The 10,573-nt window shown below is 67.7% G+C and carries 13 protein-coding genes; 8 read left to right on the top strand and 5 right to left on the bottom strand.

Features of this window, described 5'->3' with window-relative positions; all coding sequences use genetic code 11:
- Position 1: 1 nt before the first annotated feature.
- On the bottom strand, positions 2–793 hold the full coding sequence (locus tag ABLE94_RS11775) for an enoyl-CoA hydratase-related protein (protein ID WP_348804863.1): 792 nt from the start codon (positions 791–793) through the stop codon (positions 2–4).
- Between the two features lie 214 nt (positions 794–1,007).
- Here ABLE94_RS11775 and ABLE94_RS11780 point away from each other — a divergent pair, with 214 nt between their 5' ends.
- The 4 genes from ABLE94_RS11780 (at position 1,008) to ABLE94_RS11795 (ending at position 3,312) form a co-directional block, all read left to right on the top strand.
- Positions 1,008–1,235 (top strand): FitA-like ribbon-helix-helix domain-containing protein, encoded by a 228-nt coding sequence (locus ABLE94_RS11780; protein WP_348804864.1) that lies wholly within the window; start codon positions 1,008–1,010, stop codon positions 1,233–1,235.
- Positions 1,232–1,651 carry a type II toxin-antitoxin system VapC family toxin gene (locus ABLE94_RS11785; RefSeq protein ID WP_348804865.1) on the top strand — a complete coding sequence of 140 codons (420 nt, stop codon included), beginning with the start codon at positions 1,232–1,234 and terminating at the stop codon, positions 1,649–1,651. The genes ABLE94_RS11780 and ABLE94_RS11785 overlap by 4 nt, the downstream gene beginning before the upstream one ends.
- A gap of 82 nt (positions 1,652–1,733) precedes the next feature.
- Positions 1,734–2,003 (top strand): LmrA/YxaF family transcription factor, encoded by a 270-nt coding sequence (locus ABLE94_RS11790; protein WP_425476183.1) that lies wholly within the window; start codon positions 1,734–1,736, stop codon positions 2,001–2,003.
- Positions 2,004–2,013: 10 nt separating this feature from the next.
- Complete coding sequence (locus ABLE94_RS11795; RefSeq protein ID WP_348804866.1) at positions 2,014–3,312, top strand: alpha-amylase family protein; 1,299 nt, start codon at positions 2,014–2,016, stop codon at positions 3,310–3,312.
- A 24-nt stretch (positions 3,313–3,336) separates the two neighbouring features.
- Here ABLE94_RS11795 and ABLE94_RS11800 read toward each other — a convergent pair whose 3' ends face one another.
- The gene (locus ABLE94_RS11800; protein ID WP_348804867.1) at positions 3,337–3,585 is read right to left on the bottom strand and encodes a DUF2530 domain-containing protein; all 249 of its coding nucleotides are present in this window, start codon (positions 3,583–3,585) and stop codon (positions 3,337–3,339) included.
- Between the two features lie 196 nt (positions 3,586–3,781).
- On the opposite strand from ABLE94_RS11800, the gene ABLE94_RS11805 reads away from it, so the two are divergent.
- Both ABLE94_RS11805 and ABLE94_RS11810 read left to right on the top strand, forming a co-directional pair.
- Positions 3,782–5,167 carry an NCS2 family permease gene (locus ABLE94_RS11805; RefSeq protein ID WP_425476186.1) on the top strand — a complete coding sequence of 462 codons (1,386 nt, stop codon included), beginning with the start codon at positions 3,782–3,784 and terminating at the stop codon, positions 5,165–5,167.
- Between the two features lie 163 nt (positions 5,168–5,330).
- A complete protein-coding gene (locus tag ABLE94_RS11810; protein WP_348804891.1) occupies positions 5,331–5,708 on the top strand; it encodes a MarR family transcriptional regulator in 378 nt (125 codons plus the stop codon).
- A gap of 14 nt (positions 5,709–5,722) precedes the next feature.
- Here the strand turns inward: ABLE94_RS11810 and ABLE94_RS11815 are convergent, their stop codons facing one another.
- Positions 5,723–6,964 (bottom strand): GNAT family N-acetyltransferase, encoded by a 1,242-nt coding sequence (locus ABLE94_RS11815; RefSeq protein WP_348808807.1) that lies wholly within the window; start codon positions 6,962–6,964, stop codon positions 5,723–5,725.
- Positions 6,965–7,117: 153 nt separating this feature from the next.
- Here ABLE94_RS11815 and ABLE94_RS11820 point away from each other — a divergent pair, with 153 nt between their 5' ends.
- Positions 7,118–7,957 (top strand): TrmH family RNA methyltransferase, encoded by an 840-nt coding sequence (locus tag ABLE94_RS11820; RefSeq protein ID WP_348808812.1) that lies wholly within the window; start codon positions 7,118–7,120, stop codon positions 7,955–7,957.
- On the top strand, positions 7,954–8,325 hold the full coding sequence (locus ABLE94_RS11825; RefSeq protein WP_348804870.1) for a DUF2537 domain-containing protein: 372 nt from the start codon (positions 7,954–7,956) through the stop codon (positions 8,323–8,325). Before ABLE94_RS11820 ends, ABLE94_RS11825 begins: the two co-directional genes overlap by 4 nt.
- Positions 8,326–8,337: 12 nt before the next feature.
- Here ABLE94_RS11825 and ABLE94_RS11830 read toward each other — a convergent pair whose 3' ends face one another.
- Positions 8,338–9,138: a DUF6928 family protein gene (locus tag ABLE94_RS11830; RefSeq protein WP_348804871.1), complete on the bottom strand. Its 801-nt coding sequence runs from the start codon at positions 9,136–9,138 to the stop codon at positions 8,338–8,340.
- A 9-nt stretch (positions 9,139–9,147) separates the two neighbouring features.
- Positions 9,148–10,245 carry a septation protein SepH gene (gene sepH, locus ABLE94_RS11835; protein ID WP_348808808.1) on the bottom strand — a complete coding sequence of 366 codons (1,098 nt, stop codon included), beginning with the start codon at positions 10,243–10,245 and terminating at the stop codon, positions 9,148–9,150.
- Between the last annotated feature and the right edge of the window lie 328 nt (positions 10,246–10,573).

Below are 10,573 nucleotides of genomic sequence, written 5' to 3' on the forward strand. Positions count from 1 at the left end.
CTCAGGCGCCGACGTACTTGTTGAATTCGGGCATCCGCTTCTCGGCGAATGCGGCGGCGCCTTCGAGGCCCTCGGGGGAGTGGGTGAACAGATCCAGCGAGCTCATCGCGAGGTTGGACAGGCCGGCCTGGTGGTCGGTGTCGGCGTTGAAGCTCTGCTTGAGGAAGCGGATGGCGGTGGGGCTCTTCTCGGCGATCTCGGCGGCGACCTTCTTGGCCTCGTCGAGCAGGTCGGCGGCGGGGACGACCCAGTTGACCAGGCCCCAACGCTCGGCGGTCTCGGCGTCGTACTGGCGGCACAGGTACCAGATCTCGCGGGCCCGCTTCTCGCCGACGATGCGGGCGAGGAAGGCCGAGCCGAATCCGGCGTCGTAGGAGCCGACCTTGGGACCGGACTGGCCGAAGCGGGCGGTGTCGGCGGCGATGGTCAGGTCGCACAGCACGTGCAGTACGTGGCCGCCGCCGATGGCCAGGCCGTTGACCGCGGCGATGACCGGCTTGGGGATGTCGCGGATGGTCTTGTGCAGGTTGCCGATCTCGAACATGCCGCTCTCGGACGGTCCGTAGTCACCGGTCTCGGCGCGCTGCTTGACGTCGCCGCCGGTGCAGAAGGCCTTCTCGCCGGCGCCGGTGAGGATCACCGCTTGGACGTTCTTGTCGGCCCAGGCGCGACGGAAGGCGTTGATCATCTCCTCGACGGTCTTGGCGCGGAAGGCGTTGTAGCGCTGCGGCCGGTTCATCGTGATGATCGCGGTCGGTCCCTCGACGGTGTAGTCGATGTCTTCGTAGTTCATCTCGGTGCTCCCTGTGTTCGGTCCCTGATCGCCGGGCGGTGATCAGTACTTCATGGTGAATGAACGTACATTCACTCCGTGAGGCGTGTCAAGGGTCACATCGAGGGCCTGGAGAAGAAAAAAGAACCAACCCGAATCAGGAGAAGTGCTGCTGCGCCGCCGTAATCCGTGCACCTGCCGTGATATCGTTACGATGATATCGGAGGTGATGAATGTGGAACAGATCCTGATCCGCAACCTTCCCGCGGGAACCAAGGCTGCCCTGCGGGCACGCGCCGAGCGGCATCACCGGTCGGTCGAGGCCGAGGCTCGCGAGATCCTCGGCGAGGCACTCGAGCGGGAGCCGGCCACGCTCGTCGATCTGCTGAGCGTCGATGAGGGGGCCGACATCGAGTTCGAGCCCGAACGTCTCGGTGTGACCGGCCGGACCCCTGAGTTGTGAGGTATGTCCTGGACACCAATGTGGTGTCAGCGCTGCGAGTGCGGGGGCGCAACCGGTCGGTCGAGACCTGGGCGGCGTCGATTTCCATCGCGGATCAGTTCGTGACGGCCATGACCATTGCCGAGATCGAGCGAGGTGTGGTCGCCAGAGAGCGAACCGACCGGGTTCAGGGAGTGATCCTGCGCCGCTGGTTTGAGGAGCGGGTCTTGCCCGCCTTCGCCGACCGTGTGCTGCCGTTCGATCTGTCTGCTGCTCGGGTGCTGGCCACTTACCGGGTGCCCGAGCATGCGCCGTTTGACGACGCGCTCATCGCTGCTGTTGCGCAGGCGACCGGGATGACCGTGGCGACGCGCAATACCAGGCACTTCGAGCCGTTGGGCGTTGCGTGTATCAACCCGTGGGAGACGAATTCCTGAACGCGCGGTATCCGTGTTGGTGCCCGGAGGACTGGGTTCTTCGCCCTGGAAGGTCTTGCGGTACGCGAACTCTCGAATCGCGATGACCCCGGTCGCGGGGGAGACCGCGGACTCCGAGCCCGCGTTGCGCGAGGTCGCGGCCGAGGTTTTCGGCTCCTGGGTCGACGGGACGTCGGCGCTGTTCGCATTGCGGGGTCTCGCCGACGCCGATGCCCGCGACCTGGCCTTCGCGGTGATCTCGGCGCTCGAGGGTGCCTTCGTCCTCGCGCGGACGCTGCGTTCCGATGAACCGCTGATCGCGGCGGGCCGTGTGATGGGCGCGGCGGCCCGCGAAACCCCTGTTGCGCGATAGCGTGACCACCATGGCTCAACGAGCAGAACCGGACTGGGTGCAGCACGTCATCTGGTGGCAGATCTATCCGCTGGGGTTCACCGGCGCCCATCCCGATCCCCACGATCACGACGAGCACCGACTGCTGCGGATCCTCGGATGGCTCGACCACGCCATCGAATTGGGTTGTTCCGGAATCGCATTGGGCCCGATCTTCGCCTCAGAGACACACGGGTACGACACCGTCGACCACTTCCGGATCGACCCGCGGCTGGGCACCGACGACGACTTCGACCGCCTCGTCGCCGAGGCCCACGGTCGTGGACTGAAGATCCAACTCGACGGCGTGTTCAACCACGTCGGGCGAAGCCACCCGCTCGCCGCGGCGGCACTGCGGGACGGACCCGGCAGTGACGCCGCGCGGCACCTGCGCACCACCGGTAGCGGCGACGACCGGCGATTCGTGCCCTTCGAGGGCCACGACATCCTCGTCACCCTCAATCACGACGACGACGAGGTCCGCCGCTTCATCGTCGACGTCATGCGGCACTGGCTCGACCGCGGCGCCGACGCCTGGCGCCTGGACGCCGCCTACGCGGTACCGACCCGGTTCTGGGCACGGGTGCTTCCCGAGGTACGCACCTCGCACCCCGACGTCTGGTTCGAGGCCGAGGTCATCCATGGCGACTACGCCGGGTTCGTCGCCGACAGCTCCGCCGACACCGTCACCCAGTACGAACTGTGGAAGGCGATCTGGTCGGCGATCAACGACCGCAACCTCTTCGAACTCGCCTGGGCCATGACCCGCCACAGCGAGATGCTGGAGGCCTTCGTCCCGGCCACCTTCATCGGCAATCACGACGTCACCCGCATCGCCAGCCAGATCACCGATGCAAGCCACCTCGACCATGCGATCGTTCTGCTCGCGCTCCTCGGTGGGACACCGTCGGTCTACGCGGGTGACGAATACGGTTTCACCGGCGTCAAGGACGAACGGGTCGGCGGCGACGACGCGATCCGGCCGCCCTTCCCGGCGACCCCCGGCGAACTCGAGTACCCAAACGAACGGATCTACCGACTTCACCAGCGGCTCATCGGGTTTCGTCGACGCTACCCGTGGCTACACCGGGCCGTCACCGAACAGATCGCACTGGCCAACGAGCACGCCACCTGGGCGGTGACCGCCGACGGGCAGCGTCTGGAGTTCACCCTCAACCTCGGCGACCAACCCGTCGGCATCGACTCCGCCGCCCTGCTCGACTCCGACGACGCCACCCGCGACACACCCGGATCGGTCGCACCGCACGGATGGGCGATCTGCGGCCGCTGATCGCCGCTGGGTCCGCTCGAGAATTCAGTCCAGCCCGCGCTGCGCCGTGCGATCCCCACGACGGGACGCGGCGCGCTGGATCAGGAAGATCGACGTCCCGAGCACGCCCACACCCAGACCCACCAGGCAGACGGCGAGGGTGCGCCCACCGCCCCACCCGGTGATCCCGACGACGATCGCGGCGATCAGCCACGCGGTCATCCCGACCGCGATCACCGGTTCGGGCGCCCGCAACGATCGGGGCAGTTCGGGAACGTCGGCTGCATCGGACATGTGCTCAGGGTAACTTTCGGGTGTGTCCACCGAATCGTCGAGTGAGCCGAATCCGCCGGAGCTGAGCAAGTCGGAACCGAACGAGCCGGAACCGAACGAGCCCGCGACGCCACACGGCGAATCGGGGTCGCCCGCGCTGAACCCGCCGCCCAACGTCATCGACCGCTTCTTCAAGGTCAGCGAACGCGGGTCGACGATGACCCGCGAGGTGCGTGGCGGCCTCGTCACCTTCTTCACGATGGCCTACATCGTGATCCTCAACCCGATCATCATCGGTGGCATCCCCGGCGAGCCGCACAACGCCGACATCCTCGGCAACGTGCTCCCGCTCGCGCAGGTCGCCGCCGTCACCGCCCTCGTCGCCGGCGTCATGTCGATCATCTTCGGTCTCGTCGCCAACTACCCGTTCGCCATCGCCACCGGACTGGGCATCAACAGCCTCCTCGCGGTCACCATCGCGCCGGAGATGACCTGGCCCGAGGCGATGGGTCTGGTGGTCATCGACGGCATCATCATCGTGGCGCTCGCCGTCACCGGATTCCGCACCGCGGTGTTCAATGCCGTTCCCGCGGAACTGAAAGCGGCCATCGCCGCCGGCATCGGCTGCTTCATCGCCTTCGTCGGATTCGTCGACGCGGGCTTCGTCAAACGCATCCCCGACGCCGCCGGGACCACCGTGCCGGTCCAATTGGGCTTCGGCAACTCGATCACCACCGTGCCGACCCTGATCTTCGTCATCGGTGTCCTGCTCATGGGAGTGCTGGTGGTGCGGCGCGTACCCGGCGGACTGCTGATCGGCATCGTCGTCACCGCCGTCGTGTCGATCATCCTGGAATCGGTCCTCGACCTCGGTTCGAGCGCGACCAACCCCGACGGCTGGGGACTGTCGGTACCGGCCATCCCCGACTCCTTCGGCGGCCTGCCGAATCTGGGTCTCGTCGGCGACGTCGACCTGTTCGGAGCCTTCACCCGCATCGGTGTCCTCGCCGCCTGCGTGTTCGTCTTCGCGCTGGTCCTGTCGAACTTCTTCGACGCGATGGGCACCATGACCGGACTCGGCAAGGAAGCCGGCCTCGCCGACGAGAAGGGCAACCTGCCCGGCATCGGCAAGGCACTCGTCGTCGAGGGCACCGGTGCGATCGCCGGCGGTGTCGCCTCCTCGTCGTCGAACACGGTGTTCGTGGAGTCCGCCTCCGGCATCGCCGAAGGCGCCCGCACCGGTCTGGCCAACATCGTCACCGGCGTGCTGTTCCTGATCGCGATGTTCCTCACCCCGATCTACGAGGTGATCCCCAGCGAGGCCGTCGCACCGGCGCTCGTCATCGTCGGTGGTCTGATGATCGCGCAGGTCCGCAGCATCGACTTCACCAACTTCGCGATCGCCCTACCGACCTTCCTGACCATCGTGACGATGCCGTTCACCTACTCGATCGCCAACGGCATCGGCGTGGGCTTCATCAGCTGGGTGGTGATGGCCACGGCGGCCGGTAAGGCGCGGACCATCCATCCGCTGATGTGGCTCGTCGCGATCGTGTTCGTCGCCTATTTCGCCCGGCAACCGATCTCCGACTGGATCGGATGATCACACAGAAAGTATGAGACGCTATTCGGCGTGGTCCGGACGATGGACAATACCGCCGAGGAAGCTGCGAGGAGGCTGAATAAAATCTAATATTCAGCCCGTGGAAGCAACTTTGCCGAGCGATGAACGTCTCGCCGGATCGCTGGCCCTGGCCATCGTCCGAATGGCGCGTCGGCTGCGTCTGCGCCGCGACCACGAACTCGTGTCGCTGACCCAGCTGTCGGCGCTCAACACCCTCTATCAGGAGGGCTCCATGTCGCCGGGCGCACTCGCGGCCGCCGAACGCGTCAAACCCCCGTCGATGACCCGGGTCATCGCCTCCCTTGCCGACCTGGGGATGGTGCGCCGCGAGGCCCACCCGACCGACGGCCGGCAGGCGATCGTCACGCTCGCACCGGCCGGCGAGAAGGTCATCACCGACGAGGTGGCCGCCCGCAAGGCCTGGCTCAACGATCGTCTCGACGAACTCTCCGACGACGAACGCGCCACCCTGTGTGCCGCGATCCCGGTGCTGGAGAAGATCATCGTCAACGACATCTGACCTCCCGGCGGACGTCAGAAGAAGGTACCGGCGAACGGTGCCCGCCCCGTGGCGAAGGCCTGCTCGAGGGCCGTCAATGTCTCCGGCGAATCGGTCCACAGGCGGTCGGCGGCCGCGAATTCCCGGGCCGGGATCCCGCCCAGGTAGATGCTCGACAACACCGAGATGTCCAGTCGCACAGTCGGTTTCTCGTCGGTGTGGATCACCGCGGCCGCACCGTTGCGTACACTGACGGCAAACACCCCGCCGCGGTCGACGAACGCGTCGGTCACCTCGATGACGACATCGAGATCGGCGGCATATCGACGTGCCGACAGCGCCGCCGGGACATCGAGGATACGCAGCCACATGGTGTCGGCGATCCCGGTGACCTCCGCTGAGCGCAGGTCGAGCAGCTTGTACGGGAGCGGATCGTCGGTGGGGATCGCGGCGGTCAGCGACGGCACCAGATCGAGGGAGATGAGCACGCGCCACAGTTCGGTGTGGGCGTCGTCGGTGACCGCGACGACCTCCGACACCTCCGCGCGCACCTCGCCGTCGGCGACACCCTTGAGGATGCGGTAGCTGGCATACCCGTCCTCGTGGAGCAGATAGTGCAGGCCGCTGGCCGCCGGTGCCCGCTCGGAGTCGCGATCGGCGAGGATCGGCGCCCACCACTGTGCGGTGCGGCCCAGGGCACCCGGCCGGGTGGCACACCAGCGGTCGTGGATGTCGGCGACCGCCGCGGCGACCTCGTCGGGGCGGGCGAATCGCACGCCGGCGCACTTCGGTGCCGCCGCCCGCATCCGGGGTGACCCGCCGACGTGAATCCGGTGGGCGAAGGTCGCCGGACCGAATCCGTAGCGTTCGTAGATGGTGCCCTCCGAGGCGGTCAGGATGGCGAAGACCTGCCCTTCGTCGAGCCACTGCGTGAACAGCTCGGTGATCATCCGGCGCAGGATGCCGCGTCGACGATGCGTCGCGGCCACCGACACCCACGACAGACCGGCCGCATCAGACCGCGCGCCCCCGGGCAGCGTCATGGTCATCCGATAGAACATCGACACACCCACCAGTGGCTCCCCGGGTGCGTCATCGTCGCGCACGACGACGATGTCGGCGTCGGAGACCTTGCCGCGCAAGTCATTTCGCTCGTCATCGGGGAGCGGATTGCGCATCGCGAATGCGCGGGCGTCGGCGTCGATGATGTCGTCCCAGTCGTCATCGGTCGCCCGGGCCAAGCTCAGTCCGTCGATGGTCGTATCTGCGCTGCTCACGCCATCCACCGTGTCACATCGTGGTCGCCGCGGTGCACATCGGCCCACATCGATCGGCGATGAACCCGCCGACGAAGCGTTTTGGCAGACTGGACTGCCGTGTCCGATGCACCCGTGACCTCCGTACGTGCACCCGGCGATGGGCCGCTGCCGGTGCGTGTCGTCGACATCGAGGATCCCGACGATCCGCGTGTCGACGATTTCCGCGACCTCAGTTCGGCCGACCGCCGTCCCGACCTACCCGCGATGCCCGGGGGTGGCCGCGGCCGCGGTCTGGTGATCGCCGAGGGCGTGTTCGTCGCGCAACGGATGATCGCGTCCCGGTTCGCGCCGCACGCCTTTCTCGGGGTGGGTAGGCGTCTGGACGAGCTGGTCGGCCATATCCGCGTCGACCCGGACGCACCTGCCCCGTTCTATCGCGTCGGCGCGGAGGTGATGGCGCAGATCGTCGGCTTCCACCTCAATCGCGGTGTGCTCGGCGTGGCGCGCCGGCCCGCGGCACTCGGCGTCGACGAGGTCCTCGCCTCGTCGCGGACCGTGGTGATCCTCGAGGGCGTCAACGATCACGAGAACATCGGTGCCATCTTCCGCAACGCCGCCGGACTCGGCGTCGACGCGGTGCTGTTCGGTGCGGGCTGCGCCGACCCGCTGTACCGGCGCAGCGTGCGGGTGTCGATGGGACATGTCCTGCTGGTTCCGTTCGCCCACGTGGATGGCTGGCCTGCCGATCTCGACATCGTCCACGATCGCGGCTTCACCACCGTCGCCCTGACCCCCGATGCGGCGGCCGTCCCGCTCGCCGAGGCCGTCGACGCACCGCGGGTGGCGTTCCTGGTCGGTGCGGAGGGACCCGGGCTGAGCGCGGCGACGATGCAGGCCACGACCCGCACCGCCCGGATCCCGATGAGCCGCGGAACCGACTCGCTGAACGTGGCCACGGCCGCGGCCATCGCCTTCTATGAACGGGCCCGATCGGGCACGATGGACGCGTGAGCGAACCCGAGCCACCCGCATGGACCATCTACGCCCGCGAACCCGAGCGGGTCGTGGCCGGGTCGAGTTCCGGCGCCGATCTGGAGGGCTGGCGGCACACCGAGCCGACGCCGTGGGTGCTGGGGCTGATCGTCAGTGCGTTCGGTGTCGCATTCGGGGCGATGCTGATGCTGGGGCTCTACGCCCTGATCGGATCGTTCGCCCGATGGGCAGGATTGGTCGCGGTGTTCATCGTCGGTCCGGCGATCGGCTGGACACTGTGGGACTTCCGCTTCCGCCCGGTGTGGCGCTGGATCGTCTGGGGATCGCTGACCGGTCTGCTGGCCGGGATCGGCTCGGCGGTGGCGCTGTTCGCGCTGGGACGCTGAGCAGCCGGGCCGTCAGTCCTTCCCGAAACCGAAGTAGCGGGCCAGTCGACCACGACGACGCGGCTCCACCGGCAACCCGGTGTCGGGATCGATGTCGGCCGGTCCGGGTTCGGTGGTCGGCTCGGTACGTGCCGATGCCGAGTGATAGCGCGCCAGATCGTCGGGCGTCGGTTGGTAATCGGCCGGGTGGATCGCGAAACCGGTCACCGGGATCAGGGACGGATCGGCGTCGGTCGGCGCCAACGGACGGGTGAACCGGAATCCGAGCCAGGCGCGATTGGCGTCCTCGGCCATCTGCTGCGGATGGAACGGCAGCGCGAGGGGATCGGGTGCGGTGCCCTCGGCGTAGCGGAGTGGGCGCTCACCGGCCCAGAAGGGTCGCTCGAACGGCTCCGGCAGGCCCTGATCGTCGAAGAGATCGACCGGGGTCGCCGAGAACGACCGCTTCAAGGTCCCGTTCTCCCACCGCGCGAACGTCCCGGTACCGGTTTCCGGGTCGGTGTAGAGCAGGACCGCGGCCGCGCTCGGCTGGATACCGACGATGGTGCGGGTGAGATCGTCCGGCCGTTCGGTGGCGAACAGTGAGCAGGAGATCACGCTCAGCGGGCCGTAGTGGCCGACGTAGACGTGTGAGTCGTCGGCCGTCATCGCCGAAGCCAGATCCGTGTCGATCACCGGGAGCAGCGTCGCATCGCCATAGAGGGCCGTTGCCAGGCGCCCCGCCGCGGTGACGTCGTTGACGAGGCCGGCGCGGATCATCGCGGCCGGATCGTCGGTGTCGATGAACCACAGTGTGACAGCGCGCGCCGACATCGTCCCCCTCTAGTTGTTCGGATGGCTTCGGACGCCGAGGAGGACGTCCTCCCAGGCGGGTACCGCTGGTTTCCGCGACTTACGGCGCCGCGGCGCATCCACCGGGGTGGGGGCCGGTGGCGCAGGTTCCGGTTCGGGTGCCTCGTGGGCGCCGGTGTGGTTGGGCCCGGCGTGGTTGATCGCGGTGTCGGCGGGTTCGGTGGTGCCGGTGGCCGTCTCGTCGGTCTCGGCGCGGTCGATTTCGGTGTGATCGATCTCGACGACCTCGGCCTCGACGATCTCCGGTTCGCGCGACACCTCGGGGCGCGTGGAGTCACCCGTCCTGGCCTCGTGACCCGACGCCTCGAAGTCGAGTGCGTAGGTGCCGAATTGGTCGAACGGTGCACGTTGCGGATCACGCCGGGTGGTCTGCTCGCCGATGAGGGAGTCGGCGTCGAAGGTGACCTGCTCACGCCCGGTGTCGTCGAAGTCGACGGTGGGCGCGATCGGCGGTGCGGCCACCGGGGTGAGTCGGCGACGCGGTTCGATGAGTTCGGGATGGGTGAGTTCCTCGGCGAGGTCGTCGAGGGGTTCGGCGGTACCGCCGTGCGAACCGGGCAGGTAGCGCCAGTGCGCGCGGTGCTCGGAGTGCCCGACATGCCAGGACACCTGCACCGCCCAGTAGCCGTCCTCACCCTTCCAGGCGTCCCAGGAGACCTCGTGCGGATTCTGTGCGAACGCGACCAACGATTCGGCGACGACCTCGCCGAGCGTGGCCGCGGCCGGACCGTCGTGGCGGATCGGGTGAGATTGCCCGGCGAGTTCGGCGGCACGGGAACGTTCGAGCAGCACGGGATGGGCGAAGCGCTCGATCTTGTCGACGCCGACCCCGGCGATCGCGGCGACCTCGGCGACGGTTGCGCCGGCGCGGATCCGTGATTGGATCTCGCGAGGACGCAACGTGCTGGTCATCTCGATCTCTATCTGACCGAGCCGGGAGAGGTCGCCACGTGCGGCGGCTCGCAGCCGTTCATCCGCGGCAATCGTGAACTTCTCACCCGACTCGGCATCCTGGCAGATGACCTGGGAGCCGTCGGCGCCGACGCCGACCACTCGGAGCTCGCGCATCTGCTCCTCCTCTGGTTGACCACGAGTGCGGGCATTGGAGCCAGGGTAGACCACCGCGACACGCGCACACCGCGGGACACGCGGGATATTCGCAGTTCAGCTTGACAGCGCTCACGTGCGCGTTGACAGCGCTCTTGCCCGTCGACGGCGCTCTCGCCGACGCTGACAGCGCTCACCTCAGCGTTGACAGCGCTCCCGCCGACGCTGACCGGTGAGTGTCAAGCTGTGGTGAGTCAGTTCCCGATTTTGTTGTGTTATGCGGTGGGTTGGTGGTGCAGGTTGATGGCGACGCGTTGCTGCGGTCGTTTGACTGTGGGTGGTTGGTGGA

Source organism: Gordonia sp. VNK1, assembly GCF_040049135.1.
GTDB lineage: Bacteria > Actinomycetota > Actinomycetes > Mycobacteriales > Mycobacteriaceae > Gordonia > Gordonia oleivorans.

What these genes read in the sequence shown, in the direction of transcription:
- ABLE94_RS11805 (WP_425476186.1), top strand. Translation starts at nt 3,782, where the DNA reads ATGACCCGCGAGGTGCGTGGCGGCCTCGTCACCTTCTTCACGATGGCC.
- ABLE94_RS11775 (WP_348804863.1), bottom strand. Translation starts at nt 793, where the DNA reads ATGAACTACGAAGACATCGACTACACCGTCGAGGGACCGACCGCGATC.
- ABLE94_RS11810 (WP_348804891.1), top strand. Translation starts at nt 5,331, where the DNA reads ATGGCGCGTCGGCTGCGTCTGCGCCGCGACCACGAACTCGTGTCGCTG.
- ABLE94_RS11800 (WP_348804867.1), bottom strand. Translation starts at nt 3,585, where the DNA reads ATGTCCGATGCAGCCGACGTTCCCGAACTGCCCCGATCGTTGCGGGCG.
- sepH (WP_348808808.1), bottom strand. Translation starts at nt 10,245, where the DNA reads ATGCGCGAGCTCCGAGTGGTCGGCGTCGGCGCCGACGGCTCCCAGGTC.
- ABLE94_RS11790 (WP_425476183.1), top strand. Translation starts at nt 1,734, where the DNA reads ATGACCCCGGTCGCGGGGGAGACCGCGGACTCCGAGCCCGCGTTGCGC.
- ABLE94_RS11830 (WP_348804871.1), bottom strand. Translation starts at nt 9,138, where the DNA reads ATGTCGGCGCGCGCTGTCACACTGTGGTTCATCGACACCGACGATCCG.
- ABLE94_RS11795 (WP_348804866.1), top strand. Translation starts at nt 2,014, where the DNA reads ATGGCTCAACGAGCAGAACCGGACTGGGTGCAGCACGTCATCTGGTGG.